The sequence below is a fragment of the Anoxybacillus dikiliensis genome, from assembly GCF_050613275.1.
GTDB lineage: Bacteria > Bacillota > Bacilli > Bacillales > Anoxybacillaceae > Anoxybacillus.
In genome coordinates this window covers 723,036-744,825 of record NZ_CP187112.1, presented here as the reverse complement: position 1 = coordinate 744,825, position 21,790 = coordinate 723,036, and the positions used below count along the sequence as shown (strand labels likewise).

At 43.4% G+C, this 21,790-nt stretch carries 23 protein-coding genes and 1 pseudogene; 9 read left to right on the top strand and 15 right to left on the bottom strand.

Annotated elements, in window-relative coordinates; genetic code table 11:
* Positions 1-23: 23 nt before the first annotated feature.
* From ACPF7I_RS04020 to ACPF7I_RS03995, 6 genes are all read right to left on the bottom strand, one after another.
* Positions 24-1,124, bottom strand: coding sequence for an alanine/ornithine racemase family PLP-dependent enzyme (locus tag ACPF7I_RS04020; protein WP_430744687.1), 1,101 nt, complete (start codon positions 1,122-1,124; stop codon positions 24-26).
* A complete protein-coding gene (locus ACPF7I_RS04015) occupies positions 1,121-2,203 on the bottom strand; it encodes a DUF1611 domain-containing protein (protein WP_430744689.1) in 1,083 nt (360 codons plus the stop codon). The genes ACPF7I_RS04020 and ACPF7I_RS04015 overlap by 4 nt, the downstream gene beginning before the upstream one ends.
* Before the next feature lie 462 nt (positions 2,204-2,665).
* Entirely contained in the window at positions 2,666-4,372 is a 1,707-nt protein-coding gene (locus ACPF7I_RS04010) for a two-component system sensor histidine kinase NtrB (protein WP_430744691.1), read from the bottom strand.
* Positions 4,373-4,539: 167 nt separating this feature from the next.
* Positions 4,540-5,955, bottom strand: a complete 1,416-nt coding sequence (locus ACPF7I_RS04005; protein WP_430744693.1) for an NAD-dependent malic enzyme — start codon at positions 5,953-5,955, stop codon at positions 4,540-4,542.
* Positions 5,956-5,983: 28 nt separating this feature from the next.
* A complete protein-coding gene (aspA, locus tag ACPF7I_RS04000; protein WP_430744695.1) occupies positions 5,984-7,396 on the bottom strand; it encodes an aspartate ammonia-lyase in 1,413 nt (470 codons plus the stop codon).
* A complete protein-coding gene (locus tag ACPF7I_RS03995) occupies positions 7,397-8,407 on the bottom strand; it encodes an asparaginase (RefSeq protein WP_430744696.1) in 1,011 nt (336 codons plus the stop codon).
* Positions 8,408-8,586: 179 nt separating this feature from the next.
* Between ACPF7I_RS03995 and ACPF7I_RS03990 the strand changes: the two genes are divergently transcribed.
* Positions 8,587-8,916 carry a helix-turn-helix domain-containing protein gene (locus ACPF7I_RS03990; protein ID WP_003399254.1) on the top strand — a complete coding sequence of 110 codons (330 nt, stop codon included), beginning with the start codon at positions 8,587-8,589 and terminating at the stop codon, positions 8,914-8,916.
* Between the two features lie 14 nt (positions 8,917-8,930).
* Here ACPF7I_RS03990 and ACPF7I_RS03985 read toward each other — a convergent pair whose 3' ends face one another.
* The 5 genes from ACPF7I_RS03985 to ACPF7I_RS03965 form a co-directional block, all read right to left on the bottom strand.
* On the bottom strand, positions 8,931-9,104 hold the full coding sequence (locus tag ACPF7I_RS03985; protein WP_430744698.1) for a hypothetical protein: 174 nt from the start codon (positions 9,102-9,104) through the stop codon (positions 8,931-8,933).
* A gap of 148 nt (positions 9,105-9,252) precedes the next feature.
* A complete protein-coding gene (locus ACPF7I_RS03980) occupies positions 9,253-10,296 on the bottom strand; it encodes an RNA-guided endonuclease InsQ/TnpB family protein (protein WP_430744700.1) in 1,044 nt (347 codons plus the stop codon).
* 15 nt (positions 10,297-10,311) lie between these two features.
* Positions 10,312-10,713, bottom strand: coding sequence for an IS200/IS605 family transposase (gene tnpA / locus ACPF7I_RS03975; RefSeq protein ID WP_430744702.1), 402 nt, complete (start codon positions 10,711-10,713; stop codon positions 10,312-10,314).
* A gap of 116 nt (positions 10,714-10,829) precedes the next feature.
* On the bottom strand, positions 10,830-11,441 hold the full coding sequence (locus ACPF7I_RS03970) for a serine/threonine protein kinase (RefSeq protein WP_430744703.1): 612 nt from the start codon (positions 11,439-11,441) through the stop codon (positions 10,830-10,832).
* The gene (locus ACPF7I_RS03965; protein ID WP_430744704.1) at positions 11,438-11,614 is read right to left on the bottom strand and encodes a hypothetical protein; all 177 of its coding nucleotides are present in this window, start codon (positions 11,612-11,614) and stop codon (positions 11,438-11,440) included. Before ACPF7I_RS03965 ends, ACPF7I_RS03970 begins: the two co-directional genes overlap by 4 nt.
* 126 nt (positions 11,615-11,740) lie before the next feature.
* Here ACPF7I_RS03965 and ACPF7I_RS03960 point away from each other — a divergent pair, with 126 nt between their 5' ends.
* A complete protein-coding gene (locus tag ACPF7I_RS03960) occupies positions 11,741-12,430 on the top strand; it encodes an AzlC family ABC transporter permease (RefSeq protein WP_430744706.1) in 690 nt (229 codons plus the stop codon).
* Complete coding sequence (locus ACPF7I_RS03955; protein ID WP_430744707.1) at positions 12,420-12,722, top strand: AzlD domain-containing protein; 303 nt, start codon at positions 12,420-12,422, stop codon at positions 12,720-12,722. Before ACPF7I_RS03960 ends, ACPF7I_RS03955 begins: the two co-directional genes overlap by 11 nt.
* Positions 12,723-12,804: 82 nt before the next feature.
* On the opposite strand, the gene ltrA is transcribed toward ACPF7I_RS03955, so the two are convergent.
* The 4 genes and pseudogenes from ltrA to ACPF7I_RS03935 all read right to left on the bottom strand — a co-directional run.
* Positions 12,805-14,061, bottom strand: coding sequence for a group II intron reverse transcriptase/maturase (ltrA, locus tag ACPF7I_RS03950; protein WP_064221401.1), 1,257 nt, complete (start codon positions 14,059-14,061; stop codon positions 12,805-12,807).
* A gap of 557 nt (positions 14,062-14,618) precedes the next feature.
* On the bottom strand, positions 14,619-15,518 hold the full coding sequence (locus tag ACPF7I_RS03945; protein WP_430744709.1) for a DMT family transporter: 900 nt from the start codon (positions 15,516-15,518) through the stop codon (positions 14,619-14,621).
* A 131-nt stretch (positions 15,519-15,649) separates the two neighbouring features.
* Positions 15,650-17,875, bottom strand: a complete 2,226-nt coding sequence (katG, locus tag ACPF7I_RS03940) for a catalase/peroxidase HPI (RefSeq protein WP_430744710.1) — start codon at positions 17,873-17,875, stop codon at positions 15,650-15,652.
* Positions 17,876-18,111: 236 nt separating this feature from the next.
* A pseudogene (locus ACPF7I_RS03935) lies at positions 18,112-18,998 on the bottom strand (DUF3394 domain-containing protein); the annotation flags it as partial.
* A 164-nt stretch (positions 18,999-19,162) separates the two neighbouring features.
* On the opposite strand from ACPF7I_RS03935, the gene ACPF7I_RS03930 reads away from it, so the two are divergent.
* The 6 genes from ACPF7I_RS03930 to ACPF7I_RS03905 all read left to right on the top strand — a co-directional run bounded on the left by ACPF7I_RS03930 (position 19,163) and on the right by ACPF7I_RS03905 (position 21,654).
* The gene (locus ACPF7I_RS03930; protein ID WP_042896045.1) at positions 19,163-19,648 is read left to right on the top strand and encodes a GNAT family N-acetyltransferase; all 486 of its coding nucleotides are present in this window, start codon (positions 19,163-19,165) and stop codon (positions 19,646-19,648) included.
* 61 nt (positions 19,649-19,709) lie between these two features.
* Positions 19,710-20,273, top strand: a complete 564-nt coding sequence (locus ACPF7I_RS03925) for a helix-turn-helix domain-containing protein (protein ID WP_430744712.1) — start codon at positions 19,710-19,712, stop codon at positions 20,271-20,273.
* On the top strand, positions 20,266-20,607 hold the full coding sequence (locus ACPF7I_RS03920; RefSeq protein ID WP_430744713.1) for an IS630 family transposase: 342 nt from the start codon (positions 20,266-20,268) through the stop codon (positions 20,605-20,607). Before ACPF7I_RS03925 ends, ACPF7I_RS03920 begins: the two co-directional genes overlap by 8 nt.
* Before the next feature lie 30 nt (positions 20,608-20,637).
* On the top strand, positions 20,638-20,769 hold the full coding sequence (locus ACPF7I_RS03915) for an integrase (protein WP_430744714.1): 132 nt from the start codon (positions 20,638-20,640) through the stop codon (positions 20,767-20,769).
* A gap of 105 nt (positions 20,770-20,874) precedes the next feature.
* Positions 20,875-21,147 (top strand): DUF3986 family protein, encoded by a 273-nt coding sequence (locus ACPF7I_RS03910; RefSeq protein ID WP_033026638.1) that lies wholly within the window; start codon positions 20,875-20,877, stop codon positions 21,145-21,147.
* A gap of 195 nt (positions 21,148-21,342) precedes the next feature.
* Entirely contained in the window at positions 21,343-21,654 is a 312-nt protein-coding gene (locus tag ACPF7I_RS03905; RefSeq protein WP_430744716.1) for an HNH endonuclease, read from the top strand.
* Positions 21,655-21,790 lie beyond the last annotated feature (136 nt).

The window sequence follows — 21,790 nt, the reverse complement described above, 5'->3', positions numbered from 1 at the left end:
GCGTGTTCAGCGCTGACTTTTTTTTATGCTGATGTTTTCGTTGGGAAACGTCCGTTTTTTTCATCTGTTTGTACATATGTTTTTTGAACGTGCGGAGACGTCATAAGGGAAATCATCGCGCCGTAGTCGACCGCAAAGCGAATGAAGTCGCCGACTTGAATGTCGGTGTACGTAGCGTCAACGATAATATGGTCGCTGCTTGAGCCAATGATTTGAACGGGTTGTAGAGGAGTTAATCCGTTGACGTACACATCTTGGCGACCGATGCCGACAATGGCGCGCTTCATCATGCCTCGTTCTTGAAATATCGGCGTTTCGCCAAATGCATTTCGGCTTTGTACACCATATGGGACAGACGGCTTCGTTTTTACTTCAATCACTTCTGCGACGAAACAAAACGCATCTTCGTATAAACCTTGAATCGCAGCGCCACGAATCGTCTCCCGTCCTAAAAAAATCGCCTCACCTAATCGCAAATGGTTAATACACCCGACGTCTTTCGTCTGTTTAAGCCAATAGTAGTTCGCGGAGTTTCCACCAGATACGTACGGCAAAAACAGCGAATATTGTTTTTGAATATGCTTCACGAGCGAGGAAAGTTCACGCATTTTTTGATCGGTCGGAATAATGCCGCCAAAGCAGGCAAAGTTCGCCCCAATGCCGACAATTTCGATATTCGGCAACTGCATCGCCTGTTCAATAAATGACGGCAAATCACTCGGCATAACACCTTCGCGCAAATCGCCCATCTCGACCATGACGATGATCGCATGCGTTTTGTTTTGCTTGACTGCTTCTGCCGAAATGGCACGCACGACATCCATTTCCGATTGAACGCTCACATCGACATGTTGGACGACTTGACTCACTTCGCTCAACGCCGGGGTGCGAATGAGCATATACGTCGCTGGAACTTGCGCCGATTTGAGTTTTGCAATTCGTTCCACTTTCGTATCAGCTAAACTCGTTATGCCACTATCAACAAGAGCGCGAGCAATTTCAACATCACCGTTTATCCCTTTCACGACAGCTGTCACTTGTATTCCTTTTTCCTCACACCATTTTTTCAATGTTGCGGCATTATGACGGATTTTCCGTAAGTCAATTTCGACTTTCGCCGTCATGACACCGCCACCTCACGCTTTTGTAACGATGGGAAAAATTCGATGAGGCGTGCGACAACTTTATCTGCCCCATATTTCAGCACGTCTGTTACAGGCATATGGAATGTTCGTTCATATTCATCAATCGTTCGCTTCAGTTCGTCATCTGTCATTCCTTCATGGTTTAACGTGATCGCTACAACTTTCGTCTTTCCGAAATGTTCAATTAATGCGATTTCGCTTTCGACCGTAGGCATGTCGATAAACGGGAAATCACCGAGCACTTTTCGTTTCGGTGGATGTTGTAAAATAACGGCTTGTGGCCGCGCGCCTTTTAAAATGCCAGCCGAGCTGACGTAAGCTGGATGGCTAAGCGCCCCTTGTCCTTCGACGATGATGATATCCGGCTGCTCCGTTTCATATGCGCGCACAACTTCTCGTTCAAGCTCTCCAATCATGTATTGAAGCGGAAACGCATCCATCGCAAAGCCGTATGAAGCTCCTTGAATTAAGCCTGTTTGTCCTGTCGCAACAAATGCCGTCTTATAGCCGCGCTTTTGTAATGCTTGATCGACAATCATCGCCGTCGTCCGCTTCCCGCACGCGCCATCTGTCCCAAGCACCGCCACAATCGGCGCTTTCACTTGCAAAATGCGCCCAGTAAACAACGTCCATTCTTTTTTCGGACGCGGCTTGCGAACGTCGCGAATCGTCACCCCATAACGTTTCGCCATCATCATCATTTCTTCGTCTTCTGTTAAAAACTCTTGAAGCGGGTTAATAATATGCATCCCTGCTTCCATTGCTTCGATAATCACTTGACGTTCTTCTTTTTTGAGAAAAGCGTTCGCTGGAGCAATTCCTAAGATGAAGTAGTTCGGTTTTTCTTTTGCGGAGGCTATTGCATCTTGAAGGTTTTTACAAATCGGAATGCCATTTTTCTTTTGATCAAGTACTTCTCCAGCATCTTGACCAGCTTTTGTCGAATCAATGACCGCAACAATGTCATACAGCCCCGAATCACGCACAAGCCCATTCGCTGTTTTTCCATCCATGGAACCAAATTGATGTTCACAATACACAATGGCGTATTTCTTCACGAGAAATCCCTCCATTTCTTTGTGAAATCAATATTTCCATGAAAAAAACATCTCACTTCACCATAGCCGGAAAGAAAGATGTCTCCACTCTATATAATAACGAATGTTGAAGAAAAAGTAAAATGATACATACAAAAAAATCCAGCGCCTAACACGCTGTTTCAATTCCTCATAGGTACGATACAAACTGGAACACGGAGGCGATGGAAGGGTTTTTAGAAAAGTTTCAATTCCTCATAGGTACGATACAAACCCAAAAAAGTGTTGATATATCAACACATGGAAAAGCTATACAACGTCATTATACATCCATCCGAAAATTCAGTCAATAGTCTTTATCGCTTGATACGTCTGACAAAGTGACAAAAATTAAACTGTCGTCGATCCCCCGGGTTTTTTGCAAGATTGAAGGTCGACGACAGTTGTGAAATAATGAACAAACTCATTGTCCTTTTCTCATCATTATCCGATCGGTAACTTAATAACAAACGTCGTTCCTCTCTCCGAACTGTCATGAAGGGCAATCGTTCCGCCATGGTTTTCAACGATTCGTTTGACGATCGTTAACCCTAATCCTGTCCCTGACGGTTTTGTTGTCATAAACGGTTCAAACATCGTCGCTTGCATGTCTTGCGGAATTCCTTTTCCAGAATCGTAAATGTACATATTGTACGTCTCATCGACATCGGAATATATGCAAATCGAACCGTCTTCTTCGATGGATTCGATGCTGTTATGAAGCAAATTGTATAGCACTTGCATCATTTGTTTCGGATCGAGCCGCAACAAAACGCGGTCAAGGCGGACATGCACGCGAATATGCTTTGCCTCTAACGTATGTTGCAACAGCGAAAGCAAGTCTTGAACAATCGTTTCCATATACGTCTCTTTCAACATCGGCGCACTCGGTTTGGCGATCAAAAGCATATCTTCAACAATCGCATTAATGCGATCAATTTCTTTTAATAAAAGCGGAATGTGGTATTGCTCGCGATCGCTTTGTGCCATATTTTCATTCATAAACGATAAAAAGCCATGAATGACCGCAAGCGGATTGCGAATTTCATGCGCTGCTTTCGCCGCCATTTCTCCGACTGCCGCCAACTTTTCCGATTGATGAATGCGTTTTGTAAGCTCCTCGATTTCGGTGATGTCGAGAAAGAAAATTGTACGGCCAATATGCTCCTCGTATAAGTTAAGTAAATTCGATTGTGACACTAAAAATATTTTTTTCTCCCGTGCACGTTCATATGAAACTTTTACTTGTTGAAATGGATCACGGCGAGCGAAAAGATCCCAAAACGAAGCATTTGTTTCACTTTGCCTTTGCCTTTGTTGTTCAATCATTTGTTTTATTTCTTTTTTATCTAAACCGAGCAAAGTAACTGCGGAATGGTTAATAAAATGTTGCAAGCTTGAATGATGCGTCGTAACAATTCCAATCGGTAACGTATTCAATAACTGTTCAATATATGCTTTGTCATGAGCCACTTTCTCATACAATGTTCCATATTTTCTAAGTGTAAAAGATAATAATAAAATAACAGCCGTAAAAAGGATAATTCCAAATTGTGCATGTAAAGTCAAAAGGCTGACTAACACGAGCGATGCGAGCAACGTGACACCGTAACTAGACAGCCACTCACTTAACATGCTAATTAAAATATAGCTAACACGATAAGAAGAAGAAAGAGAGAAAAAACCTGCCATCAATAGTATATTGATCATAGAGTAAACAATAAGCGAGCCCAAATATGCCCCTAAAAAATCAATGGAAAACGCACCACTTTCTCCTCCGAACATAATAAAAGAATAGTAAGCCCCGACAATCATCCACGCATACATAGCAAAATTACAAACATGCTTCCACCACTTCATACTCTTCTCATGAAATAAATATGTCGGAAGCATGCTTAAAAATAAAACCATTAACGCCATCTCTAATCCATATACAAAAACGGTTGCTAAATAGACGGCAGAGTCTAACGAAAATCCGTTTCCTTTCGGAGGAAGATGAATCATATAAACGCTTAGTAAAATGACAGAGATACAAAGTAAAACTAACATCGACCATTGTTGTTCGATATGCCCAAAAGGCCATCTATACAAAAATAACATGCATCCAGATAAAGCGACGAACGTTGCGTATAGCGCATATAATCGTTTCATCAAATGTACTCACCTATCAAATAAATTGAGTTAACCCCCTCATTCTATGCCAAACGACGACAAGACGCAATGAAAAATTACGCTACCCTATTCAAAGTATAACTGATTCAAACATGTATATGTGATGTGAAAAAATTCAAAAAAACATGGCGTGATGACGCCATGTTTTACTTGAACATCATATCGTCCTTGCGGGCAACGCCTGTTTGATATGCCGCTTTCATGACGGCTTCGCGCACTTTTTCTGCCACTTTATTGTTGAACACGCTCGGGATAATGTATGTTTCGCTTAGTTCTTCGTCTGTGACGACCGAGGCGATCGCTTGAGCGGCAGCGAGTTTCATTTCTTCATTGATTTCAATGGCGCGGCAATCTAGCGCCCCGCGGAAAATGCCCGGAAAGCAAAGAACGTTATTAATTTGGTTTGGATAGTCGGATCGTCCTGTCGCCATGACGCGAACGTACGGTTCCGCCACTTCTGGATCAATTTCTGGAACAGGGTTGGCCATCGCAAAAACGATCGGATCTTTCGCCATTTTTTTCACATCTTCTACCGTTAAAATGCCTGGTGCGGATACGCCAATAAATACGTCCGCCCCGGCGATAACGTCTGAAAGCGTGCCGCTTATATTTTCCGGATTCGTCATGTGCGCATATTCGTTCCAATACGGATTGTCATATTGGACGCCGCGATGAATCGCCCCTTGTCGATCGACACCGATAATATTTTTCACACCGGCCGCCAACAATATTTTCGTGCAAGCGATTCCTGCTGCTCCGATGCCCGTTAATACGACTTTAATATCCTCAATCTTTTTATCTACAATTTTTAACGCATTCAGTAAACCTGCAAGCAAGACGACGGCTGTACCGTGTTGGTCATCATGAAATACAGGAATATCTAACTCTTGTTTTAACCGCTCCTCAATTTCAAAGCAGCGCGGCGCAGCGATATCTTCTAAATTAATGCCGCCGAAAGCTGGGGCAATCGCTTTTACGATTTGAACAATTTCGTCCGTATCTTTCGTATCTAAACAAATCGGGAACGCATCAACGCCCGCAAGCTGTTTAAATAACATCGCTTTTCCTTCCATAACAGGCATCGCCGCATACGGCCCAATATCCCCAAGACCGAGCACCGCCGTGCCGTCTGAAATGACCGCAACGGTATTTCGTTTAATCGTCAATGAATAAGCTTTCGTCGCATCTTCCGCGATCGCTGTACATATGCGCGCCACCCCCGGCGTGTACACGCGCGCTAAATCATCGCGCGTTTTAATCGGAATTTTCGATTTCACTTCAATTTTCCCGCCGATATGCATTAAAAACGTCCGATCTGAAACGTGAATGACTTTCACGCCAGACGTTTTGCGCAACGTATCGACGACGACATCCGCATGTTTCGAGTCGAGGACGCTTACTGTAATATCGCGCACCGTATGCGTTTTGCTGGAGGAAATGACGTCGATGCCGACAATATCACCGCCAGCTTGTCCAATCGCCGTGGCGATGTCGCTAAAAGAGACGATGGTTTTCGCAAATTGTAACCGAATCGTGATGTGCATGTTTGCTCCGCTTGCCATGTTGTAACCTTCCTTTTCATCATTTTCTTCAATGCTTACCTGCGATACCTGGACTTGTCATCGCATACGGGTCTAAAATATCACTTAATTGTTTTTCATTCAACAAATCGTACTCGATACATAATTCACGCACCGATTTTCCTGTTTGTAGCGCTTCTTTCGCCACGCGCGACGCCGCTTCATAACCGATGTACGGATTGACTGCCGTAATGACGCCGATGCTGTTTTCGACATGTTGTTTTAACCGTTCTTCATTCGCTTCAATGCCAGCTAAGCAGTAGTCTGTAAACACGCGAAATACGTTGTCCATCATATGAAGCGACTGAAGCAAGTTAAAGACGAGCACAGGTTCCATGACGTTTAACTCGAGCTGCCCTGCTTCCGATGCTAAACAGATCGTTTGGTCGTTTCCGATCACTTGAAACGCCACTTGATTGACGACTTCCGCCATGACCGGATTCACTTTCCCCGGCATAATGGACGACCCCGGCTGGCGGGCAGGCAACGTAATTTCCCCTAACCCTGCGCGCGGGCCAGACGCCATAAGACGAAGATCGTTCGCGATTTTCGACATGTTGATCATACATATTTTTAAGGCAGCCGACACTTCTGTATACGCATCTGTATTTTGTGTCGCATCAACGAGATGTTCTGCGCGCACAAGCGGCAAGTCTGTCAAACGAACGAGATGAAAAATGACGCGTTCAATATAGGCAGGATCAGCATTTAAGCCCGTTCCGACTGCCGTCGCCCCGATATTCACTTCATACAAATGTTGGCGCGACTGAGCGATGCGCTTCATGTCGCGAGCGACAACGCGGCGGTATGCTTCAAATTCTTGCCCGAGCCGAATTGGAACAGCATCTTGTAAATGCGTTCGTCCCATTTTAATGACGTGGTCAAACTGTTTCGCTTTATCGGCGAACACGTCATGCATATGTTCCATCGTTTGAAGCAATTGGTTCACCATGTTTAACACCGCAATATGAATGGCAGTCGGAAACACATCGTTTGTCGATTGCGACATATTGACGTGCGTGTTTGGGCTAATGATATGGTAACTTCCTTTTCGTTCCCCCAGCCATTCAAGTGCGCGATTCGCGAGCACTTCGTTTGTGTTCATGTTGATGGACGTTCCTGCGCCACCTTGAATCGGGTCGACGATAAATTGATCGTGCCATTGCCCGTCGATCACTTCCTCGGCTGCTTTCACGATCGCTTCACCGATGCGCCGCGGAAGTTGACCTGTTTCCATATTCGCGAGCGCTGCCGCTTTTTTTACGGTCGCCATCGCTTGAATGAGCTCGCGGTGAAGACGATACCCTGTAATCGGAAAATTTTCGGCCGCACGCATCGTTTGAATACCATAATAAGCATCGTACGGAATTTCTTTTTCACCAAGCAAATCGCGTTCGATTCGTACTGCTTTCGTTTGCATCATTTATGCATCCCAACTTTCCCCTTCTTTTTCTGTCATGTCATTGGCAATCGGCGTTTCCATTATCTTTTTTACGTCAAGCACATTCGTCGTTTTCCCTAACGCCCACATGAGCTTCGGCACGATCGCTTCCGTGTTCATATCGCCTGATAAAATGACGGTATTTTGCGCCACTTTTCGCCCAACTTCATATAATGTTAAATCTTCTCCTTCTTCTAAACATTGCGTCGTAATGACAACCGCCATGCCATCATCAATGAGTTCCTTTATTTTCGGCAACAAATTGCGCCCTTGAAACGGCACACCGCCGCTTCCAAAACTTTCGATAATGACGCCGCGATATAAATGGCGAATGTAATCAAATATTTCTGGCTTCGTGCCCGGATGAAGCTTCAGTAAAAACACGTCCGGGCAAAGCGACGGATCAAATTGCAACTTGCCGCTCGGCTTTGGAAGCTCATATTGATAATCAATCGTTTCTCGATGAATGTAGGCGACGTACGGATGGTTAATGCTTTCAAACGCATCATAGCTTTTCGTCCGCATTTTTACTGCTCTCGTTCCTAAAATGACGCGACCATCGAAGACGACAAATACCCCGCCGACGTCTTCGCACGCAAAACGAAGCGCATCGCGTATATTTTTTTTCGCATCCGTTTTCGGAAAGCCGATCGGCACTTGGGAGCCGGTCAATACAATCGGCTTATTCACGTGTTGCAGCATATATGACAGCGCGGCCGCCGTATACGCCATCGTATCTGTGCCGTGCGTCACGACAAAGCCGTCATAGCGATCGTATTGCTCATAAATCGCCTGAGCAATATCACGCCAATGCTCCGGCTGCATGTTTGTGCTGTCGATGTTCATTAAAATTTGGCTATGTAGCCGATACGGCTGATTGTCGACCGTAATGTAGCTCGTCAATTGTTCTGCTGTCAGCTTCGGTGTCAACCCTTCTTCGCTCGGCACGGAAGCAATCGTGCCGCCTGTCGCAAGCAACAAAATGTTTTTCATTATCGTCACCTCAAATATGGCGATTTTAAGTCATCTCTTGTATTCTTTGTGTCATGTAGTGTAAACTATAAATAAAATTGTTCGCGTTTCGCGTACCTTTACTTCAATTATATTTAGGAAAATAGAAAATAACAAGTATTTTTATTCGTTTTGCGAACAGCAAAAGGGGGAGAAAAACGATGATTTCAAAACGATTATCGGAATTAAGAAAGAGAAAGCAATGGTCGTTGCAATATATTGCCGATCAACTTAATATCGCAAAAAGCACATACGCCGGGTATGAGTCCGGTTATCGCCAGCCGTCTCTCGAAGCGGTCAAGGAGCTGGCAACGTTGTTTGGCACAACGACAGACTACTTACTCGGGGCAACAGACGAGGAACAACCGTCGATTGAGCTCACTCGCCCGACGGTTCGACTGACAGTAGACGGTGAAGCCGTGACGGAAGACGAAATCATTCAACTCATCGCATTCATCCGCGCAAAACGCGACATCGAAAATAAAAAATAGGCGCCATGCAACGCCTATCCAATCACATCAGCAACATCGCGCGCCAATTGCGCAACAGATGCATACGGCAAATCCAACTGCAACATGCGCCGCAACACATAGCGCGCTTCTTTTGACAAGGAAAGTTCGTCTTCCCAACTTTTCTCTTTGTCCTCTGTTGGCTCATAAGACGAATACAATAAAAACATTGACACTCCCCATGACTAAAGTCAGGGGATTCTTGGGTCGTTAGCGTCCTCATCCATTTCTGGTTCGGACAACGCCCAAGTTCGGGGGTGTGTCATCACCCCATCCCTAGGCAGATCATATAGACCCTAGGGCTGGCGGACTATCGCTTTACGCTACACCATCTGCCATAGGTGCTTTCATTATATTTAACGCACCCACTCGATCTCGATGAGTTCTATACCCACAACATTTGCACACATATTTTCGATCATTTGCTTTATTTAACGTTTGACATTTAGGGCATTTTTGACTTGTATATTTAGGATTCACATATTCAACTTTTATACCTTCCAAATTTGCTTTATACTCAATGTATTTAGAGAGGCGATAAAATGACCATGTGTGCAAATTCTTCTCGTTTTTACGGCTTGTTCTTGCCGTGTTTCGGATATTCGTTAACTTTTCAAGACGAATCACCGAAACATGATTTTCTTTTGCAAAATTGACAATTTGTCTACTAATTTTATGATCTTGGTTTTTCATCCATCGCTGTTCTTTATTGCCAATTTGTTTAATTTTCTTTAACTGTTTTGCTTTTCCTAATTGTTGTCGAAGAACTTTATATCTTCGTCGAATATATTTGTTTTGTCTACCATTTCCAAAAAATCTTGTTTTGCTATTACTTGTTACTGCTACAGCAGGGATTTTTAAACCTAAATCTACACCCATTATATTTTCGTCATTGTTTTGTTTTTCAACAACTTTTACAGCTACTTGAGCCATCCATTTTCCCGACTTTTTAGTTATTCTTAATGTACCCAAGTTATTATTTAATTGCTGTTTTTGATAATCAGTTAATAATATCTTTACTTTGATTCTTTTAGTTTTTCCATTAACAAAAACAGGAAAACTTAAACAATCAGCGATTTTATAATTTTGATTGTTCCAAATACATACTGGCTTCTTTAAAATTGGTAACTTGTTTGTCTTTTTGTATTTCTTATAAACACTCTTAGCATCTTGTATAGCTTGATTTTTTACTGCACTTGGTAAATTAGCTTGAATATCTTTTGATGTGAATTTCACACATTGAGTATCAATCATGGTCTGAACGATACTATTTACTGTTAAAATATACTCATTTAAAGTTTCTTGTAGGTATTTTTCTTGTTCCTTTGTTGGGAGAATCTTAAATTTTACTGTAAGTTTCATATGTTTTCACCTCCTTCATACATTTTTCTGATTTTCAATATATTTCATTACTACCTCTTCTGAAATGTGACCGACCGTACAACAAAAATAACTTCTAGTCCAAAGCGAAGGAAGTCTACTTTTTAATGACGGGTATTTTTCTCTTAGTATTCGACTACTTTTTCCTTTAAATTGCTGTATTATTTTATGGATATGTTGTCTTGGATCAAACGAAATAAACATATGAACATGATCTGGCATGATTTCTAATGCTTTAATTTCTACATCATTTTCTTTTGCTACCCCATAAAAGATTTCTCTTAAATCTTTTTCAATATCACCAACTAATACTTTGCGTCTATATTTTGGACAAAATATAACATGATATTGATTCAAATAAACAATTCCATTTTTATGAATATACTTATCATTAGACATTAGATAAACACCTCCTATCTAATATTTATTATACAAAATATTAGATATATTGCAAGTATCTAATAAAAATATTTTAAAAATTTTAATATCACATTATTTCATCCCAATGACTAAAGTCATGGGCTTTCATAATGCAGTTTTCGTAAAAAATGACCGAGGGCATATATGTCGCTTTTCACATCAACTTGACGCCGAAGTTTCTGTTCGAGTGTCAAAAACGGGCCATCTTGTTCATGGAAAAAACGGGCAAGTCCGAAATCAATGACATATACAACACCGTCGCGAAAAACGATATTTGGGATGCGCAAATCGCGATGAACGATTTCGTGGGCGTGAATGTGTTGCACAATCATCAACACATCCGCCAACAAGAAAAACGCTTCTTTCTCACCGAATGTTTGTTTTTTCTCGAAAATAAGCGTTTCGATCGTATCCCCTTCAATATATTCCATGACAAGATGCGGAATGCCGCGCGCATCGAACATATCATATAGCTTTGGAATTTGCGGATGGTTTAGCTTTCGTAACATGAGCGCTTCTCGTTCAAACGATACGATTCGCTTCTTTTTTTTCGTTCGCTTCATCTGTTTTAAAACGACAAGCTCCTTCGTCTCCTCATCGCGCGCCACATATGTTATCCCGTAGCTTCCTTCACCGAGCCGCGCTTCAATCGTGTATCGCCCGTTTACGACCGTTCCTTCCCGATACGGCTTTTCAATAAAAATCATGAACTGCCAAAAAAGCTAGAAAATACGCTATGGCTACGATGCTTCTTTTTATAATGTTTATGGCCGTATTGCGACGGATGGCGATGCGGACGGTACGTATAACGGTCACTGCTGCTGTAACGATGCTTGTGCATATTTTTGTGTAAAAGCATCTCAAGCAATTTTTTCAGCATGGTTATCATCCCCTTCATAACGGATAGCTTACTATACGGAAAAATAAGAAAAAAGTTTCATATTTAAAGTATATCCTTGCGAAATAGAAAAAATTTTAAGAAAATACATAAGAAGGGGGAATGCACATGTTTCGAGATGGGATAAAATCAGGAGTAGCTATTGCGATCGGATATGCGCCTGTTGCGCTGACGTTCGGTTTATTAGCGAAATCAACAGGGCTGTCGCTTATGGACACGACGCTTATGAGCATGATTGTATTTGCAGGGGCGGCGCAATACATTTCGCTCAATTTACTATCTTTTGGCACCGGTCCGTTTGAAATCATTTTAACGACGTTTATTTTAAACATTCGGCATTTTTTAATGTCGGCGTCGCTCAATGAAAAAGCAGAAAACGATTCGCTATGGAAAAAAGCGCTATACGCATTCGGCATTACAGATGAAACGTTTTCGGTCGCCTCGATGAAACAAGGTACCGTTTCTGCTTCGTATATGTTCGGACTCATTTTCATTTCCTACAGCAGCTGGGTCGTCCATTCTGCAATCGGACATATCGTTGGCGCGCACTTGCCCGAAAATGTACAAGTAAGCTTATCCGTTGCCCTTTATGCGATGTTTATCGGCTTGTTAGTTCCTGCCGTCAAAACAGAACGGAAAGCGCTATGGCTCGCCGTTTGCGCCGGTGCCATCAACTGCGTGCTTTTATTATGGCTTCACGTCCCGAAAGGATGGGCGATCGTCATCTCTACAATCATTTCCGCTATATGTATTCAATGGGTTGTAGAAAAAGGAAAGGAGACGGAATATGCACAGTAACATTTTTCTCATCATTCTTGGCATGGGCATCGTGACATACATTCCGCGCATGTTGCCATTGACGCTATTTCATCGCATCGAATTGCCGCCGTTTTGGCGCGGTGTATTGCGAAACGTTCCATACGCCACGCTCGGCGCATTAATTATCCCAGGCATTTTTTTTATCCAAGACGATCGGTTGTTTGGCATTCTCGGCTTTTTCAGCGCTGTCATTGCTTCTTGGCTCGGCGTCAACATCATGGGCGTCGTCTTAATATCCGTCCTCGTGCTAACGGTATATACGATGGTGTGACAATCGAGTAGGAGGAGGTGATTAACCTCCGTCCTCTCACACCACCGTACGTACGGTTCCGTATACGGCGGTTCAATCAAGATCAATGACGCAAGAATTCATAACGTTCTTGTAGACTTTTGAGCCCTTGGTCATTCCAGTAGGAGTTTCCAAGGGTTCTGTGTAAGATGGGGCTATTTGAAATACGCCAATATCCTTTCCGACTATTTCCCCATTCATACGCTTTCCACGAAGGAACTCCCAATTTGATCAAGTTTCGTATCCTCGTTTTTGGTGTTTTCCAACTTTTCCATAAGCACATACGAAGTCTTCGACGAATCCACCCGTCCATTTTCCGAAAGATTGATTTCGTATCCGCCAGCGCAAAGTACCCACACCATCCGAATAAATACTGATTCAGTTTCTGAATTCGGTATTCCATGGAATATGGCATCTTTCTCGAGGTGATTTCTCGTACTTTCTTCTTCATTCGTTTGAGACTTTCTTCTGCCACTCGAATCTTGGGCTCTTCGGCATCGATAAAACTGAATCCAAGAAACTTTCGTTTCCAAGGACGGTCTACTGCCGACTTTTTCTCATTCACTTTTAGGCGAAGTTTACGTTCGATGAATCGTTGAACGCTTGCCATTGTTCGTTCTCCTGCCCTTTTTGATTTTACGTAAATGTTACAGTCGTCTGCGTAACGAACGAATTGATGTCCTCTTTTCTCTAATTCTTTATCCAGCTCATCAAGGACGATGTTGGAAAGGAGCGGACTTAATGGACCACCTTGTGGCGTTCCTTTCTCTGTACTTGAAACCACTCCATGAATCATGACACCCGACTGCAAGTACTTGCGGATTAATTTTAATAACGGTTTATCGTGGATTCTTTTCGCCAATGTGCTCATAAGTCTGTCGTGGTTGACCTGATCAAAGAACTTTTCCAAATCGATGTCTACAACCCATCGGTATCCTTCTTTGATATATCCTTGTGCTTTCCTCACTGCATCATGGGCACTTCGATTTGGGCGAAAGCCATAGCTATGTTCGGAAAACATCGGGTCATATATCTTCGACAATACTTGGGCAATCGCCTGTTGAATCAAACGGTCTGTCACGGTTGGGATACCTAGTAACCGAACACCGCCATCAGGCTTCGGGATTTCGACTCTTCGGACAGGCATCGGTTCATAGGTACCTTTGAGAATCGCTTCTTTGATGGACTGCCAGTTTTCGACGATGTGCGTTCGCAGGTTTTGTACGGGCATCATATCTACTCCATGGCTGCCCTTATTTTGTTCTACTCGTTTCAATGCGAGAAGCATGTTCTCTCGTGACAGGATTTGATTCAAAACCATCGTTATTCTTCCTTCCGTAAATAGCTGTTCTTCTTATGCCAGTCGTCACTCCACCCTCCAAAAGATCCCCCACGGGATTCACCGTTTCCTTTCTCTTGGGAGGTCCTATGTTTTCTGTGTTCATCGTGACGGACTGAATGCCAAGGGCTATTTTCTCTTGATTGTTCAGTCCTTCCGAATCGTTCTAGACCGATTCGTACTATGACCTCTGCTGACTTCTGATGATTCAGCTACTTATCGCTAAGTAGGTTGTGAAGGGTACTTCACGTATCCATCAGACCTCCTCGGGTAAGAGTGCAATCTTTCCTTCCATCTATCTGCTTCATTTACTCTGTATCACCTTCGGCAGAAAGGACTTTGTTTTGTTTAGCAAACTCATCCAATGATACCTAGCCTTATATGAAGTTCGTGTTCCTCAGACCGGAAGTTTGCCGCTCGCTTCCTTCAGATTCCGTGTCGCCACGGACACCCTTGCGTTAAGCTAACTGCTACTTCTGCCTTCGCAGTTCGGGACTTTCACCCTAGAGATTGCACCCATGCCGAGCACACTAAAAAAGTCAGCGTGTGAGGCGCTGACTTTTTCTTTCTTTTTTCTCGAAAACAGCAATGACGACCCCGATGATAATGAACACCCCGCCAATCCAAAAAGATAGACGCAATTGTTCATGTAAAAAAAGCCAACCGAATAAAGAACCGACAAGTGGCTGGAAAAAGAAAAAGAGTGAACCGACGCCCGCATCCATCATTTCCATCCCTTTATTCCAAAGAAAAAACGCTCCTGCCGTCGACACGATCCCGAGATAAAAAATCCCGAGCACGACTGAAAACGAAAACGTTTGTGGCGTCCGTTCTAGCCATTCCCATACCATCATCGGCGTTGTGCCAATGAGGGCGACAAAAATCGCGTATGTCGTCATCACTAATACGGAAAGGCGCGCAGATACCATTTTGACGAGCACAGACAAAAGCGCCCACGTCACCGCAGCTCCGACGAGTAGCACGTTCCCGAAAAACGACGTCGCCTCTCCCTCGCTCCAGCCAACGATCACAACAACCCCGATCGTTGCTAGTAAAAGGGCGCTTAGTTTTCGCGGCGTCACCGTTTCATTCAACAGCCAGCGAGCGAAGATGACGATAAACGCAGGAGTTGCTGACGTAATGAGCGACGCGGTGTGCGCATCCGACCATTTCGTCCCGACGAACTGGAGTGAAATGGAAACAACATATCCGACGATGCCGATACGTATGATCTGCTTCCAATCGTCTTTTCCTTTCGGCATTGGGATGCGCTTTAGCCGTAAAATCATCCATAATACAAAAAAAGCGATCGCATAACGAAGCCATACGAGCGTAAAGGGTGGAACGTAATCAAGCACATATTTACTCACGACATACATCCCACCCCAAATGCTAGCCGCGAGCGATAAATACAACGAACCGAGAAACGTTTGTCTCATCCTTCTTTCTCCTTCTTTTTCTACAAGTCGTTACCACCTTCTATTTATCTTTTATTTTACCTTATTTTCATCTTTCCGCATATGGCACATAGAAAAAGCTGCCGCCGATTGTTTCGACGACAGCTGACATATCATGATCGTTTAGATATCGTTTGTTGTTTGTTTTGCTTTTTTCGTTTTAAGTCAAAGCGGTCGGCGTTCATCACTTTGACCCAAGCTTGAATAAAATCGTTGACGAACTTTTCTTTATTGTCATCTTGGGCATACACTTCTGCGATAGCACGTAAAATGGAATTTGCCCCAAAGACAAGGTCGACTCTTGTTGCTGTGTAAAGCAATTCGCCCGTTTTTCGGTCTCGCCCTTCATAAATGCCACCTTCTTGTCGCTTCCATTCGATGTTCATATCAAGCAAATGGACGAAAAAGTCATTCGTCAACACGCCTACTCGATCAGTAAATACGCCATGTTTCGCGTTACTATAATTCGCCCCAAGAACGCGCAACCCGCCAATTAATACGGTCATTTCAGGCGCTGTTAAATCGAGTAAAAATGCTTTTTCCACTAGCAACTCTTCTGGACTGACGTGATATTGTTTCTTTTGATAGTTGCGGAACCCATCAGCAATAGGCTCCAATACCGCAAAGCTGTCTACATCAGTTTGTTCTTGCGTCGCATCGCCGCGCCCTGGCGCAAACGGAACAGTGACATGAAACCCGGCATCGCGGGCTGCTTTTTCTACTGCTGCGCTGCCGCCAAGCACGATCAGATCAGCGAGACTCACGTGTTTATGAAACTGACTTTGAATACGTTCGAATACGCGTAATACGTTTTGAAGTTTCTCCGGTTCGTTCACTTCCCAATCTTTTTGTGGCGCAAGACGGATGCGCGCTCCGTTCGCTCCTCCCCGATAGTCGGTAACGCGAAACGTGCTCGCTGAAGCCCAAGCTGTCGCAACGAGCTCGCTCACAGTTAAGCCCGAGTTTAAAATGTTTTCTTTTAATTGTGCAATCTCTTCTTCCGTCAATTCCACATCTCCTGCAGGAATCGGATCTTGCCAAATAAAATCTTCTTCCGGCACTTCTGGACCTAAATATCTCGTTTTTGGCCCCATGTCGCGATGAGTTAGTTTAAACCAAGCGCGCGCAAAAGCATCAGCAAACTGTTCAGGATGTTGATGGAAACGGCGAGCAATTTTTTCGTACGCTGGATCCATTCGTAAAGCTAAATCGGCCGTTGTCATCATCGTCGGCACTTTTTTCGTTGCATCTTCCGCATCGGGCGCAAGATGTTCTTCTTTCGGTTGCACAGGCTTCCACTGATAAGCCCCGGCAGGACTTTTCGTTAACTCCCATTCGTACCCGAATAATAAATCAAAATAGCTATGATCCCATGTCGTCGGTGTAGGCGTCCATGCCCCCTCTATCCCGCTCGTAATCGTGTCGCTTCCTTTGCCAGAACGATATGTGCTAAGCCATCCTAATCCTTGCGCTTCAATCGGCGCCGCTTCTGGATCGGGACCGACATGAGAAGCATCCCCTGCTCCATGCGCTTTACCGAACGTATGGCCGCCTGCGATGAGAGCGACCGTTTCTTCATCGTTCATTCCCATGCGCGCAAACGTTTCACGAATGTCACGTGCGCTTGCGAGCGGATTCGGATTGCCGTTTGGCCCTTCAGGATTGACGTAAATAAGCCCCATTTGCGTGGCAGCAAGCGGATTTTCTAACTGGCGATCATCCGTATGGCGTGCATCTCCTAGCCATTCTTTTTCGCTTCCCCAATAAACATCTTCTTCAGGATGCCAAACGTCTTCGCGCCCAGCTCCAAAGCCAATCGTTTTTCCACCCATATCTTCAATCGCCACTGTACCAGCTAAAACGAGCAAGTCCGCCCAAGAAATTTTATTCCCGTATTTTTTCTTAATCGGCCATAGTAGCCGTCTCGCTTTATCTAAATTCGCATTGTCAGGCCAACTATTTAAAGGGGCAAAACGTTGCGTGCCACGATTAGCACCGCCTCGGCCATCGCCAATACGATACGTCCCTGCCGCATGCCAAGACATACGAATAAACAAAGGGCCGTAATGACCGTAATCTGCCGGCCACCAATCTTGCGAGTTTTTCATTAAGTCGCGCAAATCTTGTTTCAAAGCTTCATAGTCTAATTTTTCAAACTCCGCAGCATAGTCGAACTGCTCTCCCATCGGGTTCGACTTTTTATCATGCTGTCTTAAAATATTTAAGTTTAATTGATTCGGCCACCAATTTTGATTTACTGTGCCACTCGATTGTACACTTGTCGCTCCACCGTGATGAAAAGGACATTTTCCTCCGTTTGCTTGATTGTTGTTTTCCATGTTCCTTTCCTCCATTCACTTTAAAATGAAAATCATTATACATTTAGAATTATACTAAATAAGAAATAAAAATCAAATAAAAAGAAATATATAATTAATATTTTTATTATGTTATATATTATGTTTTTGATTAAAAATAATGAATTTTATGTATATACTCTTGTTACTTCCAATCAATAGAAAAAGCCAGCGTATCATACGCTGACTTTCTGTTGTTTTCTTCAGTTGTAAGCTAGTTATTTTCGTTTCCAAACGAATTGTAAAACAAGTAAAATTACAAAACTGCCAAGACCGATGACATCTGACCAAACAGTCGGGTTAATGAGCATCACACCGGCGCCAACCGCAACGACTCGCTCAATCCAATGCAAACTGCGCATCCAATATCCGATCATCCCTGCACCGATCGAAACCATCCCTATGATAGCTGTAAAAACAACCCAAACTAACTCGGTCATCGTTGTATCAATCATAAGCAGCTGTGGGGATAAGACGAACATGTACGGAATAATGAACGCCGCAATCGCCAACTTCGCCGATTGAATTCCGGTGCGAATCGGCTCCCCACCTGATACACCAGCAGCCGCAAAAGCCGCGAGCGCCACCGGAGGAGTAATATCTGCAATAATCCCAAAGTAAAACACGAATAAATGAGCCGATAAATCAGGAACACCAAGCAAAATAATGGCTGGCGCAGCAATCGTTGACGTAATGACATAGTTCGCGGTTGTTTTTTTGAATAATATGTTTTATCTTTATATACAATAACATTTGACGTAATGACATAGTTCGCGGTTGTTGGCGACCCCATTCCTAAAACGATCGCCGCAATCATCGTTAAAAATAACGTCGGCAATAAATGCCCTCCTGCAATATCAAGCAATCCGTTTGCGAGCTTTAACCCTAATCCTGTTTTCGTCACGATGCCGACAATAATTCCGGCAGCTGCAGTAGCGGCGGCGACCCCTAACGCTGTCCGCGCTCCGTCTACAAGCGCATAAACGATATCGACAAGTTTCATATTCGAGTCGCGGTTTATAAATCCGACGACGATGGCGATGGAATATAACGTCGCATGCGTAACAGTCACACCAACCGTCAATAAGACGATGACCGCAATAATCGATGAAGTCCGAGTTTTTGTGTAAAAAGAAACGGCAAAAAGCTGTTTAATTTTCCCAAGGCCTAAATTCGTTGGAACGAGAGCGAAATTTTACACAATAATCAGGACTTGACCGAGTTTGAAGATTAGGATACACATCAATCAGACATGAAAGGTAGATTAATATGAACATCATCCCTACTCATCTTGCTGACCATTCGACAGTGCAGAAGTTTTTTAATGCCCATTGGGGAAGTCCGCAAATGGTTGTTTCAACGGGAGTGTATGATTGCAGCAAGCTGGACGGTTTTGCCGCTCTCCAAGACAACGGGGAAATAGCGGGGCTAATCACCTTTGTCATCCATAAAGGGGAATGCGAGATTGTTTCACTAGACAGTGTGATTGAAAACCAAGGGATCGGCAGCGCTCTTTTGGAACAAGTGGAAACATTCGCCGCGCAGCATGGATGTGCCTTAATTCGCCTAATTACTACGAACGATAATTTGCGCGCATTGCGATTTTATCAAAAACGAGGCTACCAGATTGTTAAAGTCTTCCCGAATGCCGTGGAAAAAGCAAGACAAATTAAACCGAGCATTCCGCTCTTTAGCGCAGACGGCATTCCGATTCGGGATGAACTGATGCTTGTTAAACAACTGATGTCTGTATGAACACCTTTTTTCATGGCTATACTGCTCCTAAATATTTCTATACAAAAGGAGCGGAATTGGTATGAAACGTTTGAAAATCACAAATGATCACGGCTGGACGCCTCGAACACTTTGGAAACAAGAACGGAAAATCAAAGATGCTTCTCTTCGCGTTCGGGTGACCGCTGTTCGTCTTGTCATGGAAGGTCACCTCGGCAAAGATGTGGCCAAAATGGTCAATCTGTGCCGTCAATCCGTTGCCCTCTACGTTGCACGTTTTAATCAAGGTGGGCTCGATCGTCTACTCGATCGTCGGTTGCCACCTGGTCGCGTGCCATTTCTTACGGAAGAACAACAACAAGAAATTAGACAACTCGTGTTAACTACTACACCTGTGGATGCTGGCTGGGGCATCGCTTCGTCATGGAACACGCGCATTTTACAATCTTACATTCAACAAACTTATGGTGTTTCGATGTCACGGGAAGGGATTCGCAAGTTGTTGCATCGTTTGCGTTTGTCATGGACACGCCCGACGTATAAGCTCGTCAAAGGAGACGCTAAGCGTCAAGCTGCTTTTCAAAGAGAACTTGAATTTATAAAAAAAACTAATTACCGAGAATGTTACCATGTTTTATGTGGATGAGACACATGTTCGTGCCTATCAAGCGTTGCGTACGACATGGGCAGAAGTAGGAAATCAAAAACACGTGCCGAGCTACGGTCACCACGCCCACGTTTCTATTTTTGGCGCCGTCGATGTTCAACAAGGCGATGTGGTATTTCATCGCGCATCATCCGCCAATGCCGAAACGTTCCTCGACTTTTTGCGCCGATTGAAAGAGAAATATACGGACCGATTCCTCGTGCTTGTGTTGGACAATGCGCGTATTCATCATGCCAAGATGGTGCGAGCGTTCCTTAATAGTCAAGAAGGGGCTACTTTTCACTTTATCTTTTTGCCACCGTATTCTCCATAGTTAAATCCGATTGAACGGCTGTGGAAGTGGTTGAAAGATGAAGTGATTGCCAACGTTTTTCACAAGGATCAAAATGACATTGCCCAATCCATTACTCGCTTTGAACAGTACGTCTTACAACATCCAGATGAGGTGTTACGCCGCATCGGGTGTGCTGTGTGAATCAGAGGTTAAAATGTCAATTTGGATGTATATACATTATCATGTAGCTCCTAATATGAAAAAACATCACTTCATATGGTAATCAATTATAGGGAGTGAATAAACGTGAAATTTGATCCAAATCAGCATCTTCATTTAGGATATTATGAGAACAATGTTGATTTAGAAGCAGTCGCATATAAAATTCAGAATGAAAATAAATGGGTAGTTTTTTTAGATAATGAACAAGATACTACATTAGTTAAAAAAATATTAGATAAGTATGATTTCCATGAAAAATATGGTTACAAGATTTTTACTGTTGATGCAGATGATTTATCTTATGAAGTCGGAAGTAAGCTATTTGAAGAATGGTTAAAAGCAAATAATATAATATAAGAAATAAGGAACGAATTTGCTAACGCAACTTCAGTCCATGCCCCAAGTGATGAAAAACACTTGGGGCATTTTTCAATTCTAATCGTATAGTCTCTTCCCAAAAAGGACACAGAACTTCTACCCCGAGTTCGACAGTTTGAAGCTCACTTTAGGCAAGCACAATTTAGAAATTGTTTTCAACAAAAAACAAACGTTTTGAACAACAGTGCCTGGCACCGTTCGCTAATTATTGCCGAAGATTTGTATTTAGAAAGCGATAAGGTTCATTTTAAACTGGCGAACGATACATTGTATCAAGCGATTCAAGAGAATCCAAGCCTTGCCCACCAATTAGAATTATCGCAAACTGATGTACAAGCTCTTGCCAATGGACAAACTCCAGAAGGCTATACTTGGCATCATAACGAAGAACCTGGCCTTTTACAGTTAGTCGATGAAGACATTCATGAACAAACTGGACATACAGGCGGCCGTTCCCTTTGGGGCGGAGGAAATGAGCATCGCTAGTAAGAGAAAAACCGCAGTGCTGCCAATGAGGCAACGCTGCGGTTTTTATTTTAATACTTCTTCTCGATGGTTTAATTCAGGACGTATTTGAACAGCGAATCGATTTTCTGATCGCTCTCCAATCACCTGTGCAACG